This is a genomic window from Pseudoalteromonas sp. SR44-5 (genome assembly GCF_014163675.1).
GTDB lineage: Bacteria > Pseudomonadota > Gammaproteobacteria > Enterobacterales > Alteromonadaceae > Pseudoalteromonas > Pseudoalteromonas rhizosphaerae.
The window spans coordinates 1-223 of record NZ_JACJDT010000252.1; the positions used below are offsets into that span (position 1 = coordinate 1).

Consider the following 223-nt stretch of genomic DNA (forward strand, 5'->3'; position numbering starts at 1 on the left):
GCGCTGTTTCGTTTCACTACTGAGTTCGGCATGGGGTCAGGTGGGTCCAAAACGCTATTGTTACCAAGCAAATACGGTGTTAATCGCGTTAGCAATTAACTAAAATTTGGAATTCTGATAATAAAAGTTTTCAGTAAATCTACTTTAGTCTATTAACTTCTTGCGCTATCAACTATCACATAAAACGCGTTTGGCGTTGTATGGTTAAGCCTCACGGGTAATT

1 rRNA gene is annotated in these 223 nt (G+C 39.0%); it reads right to left on the bottom strand.

What is annotated here, in order from left to right:
- A 5S ribosomal RNA gene (rrf, locus tag H5154_RS23410) occupies nt 1-68 on the bottom strand; the annotation flags it as partial.
- Nucleotides 69-223: the final 155 nt, after the last annotated feature.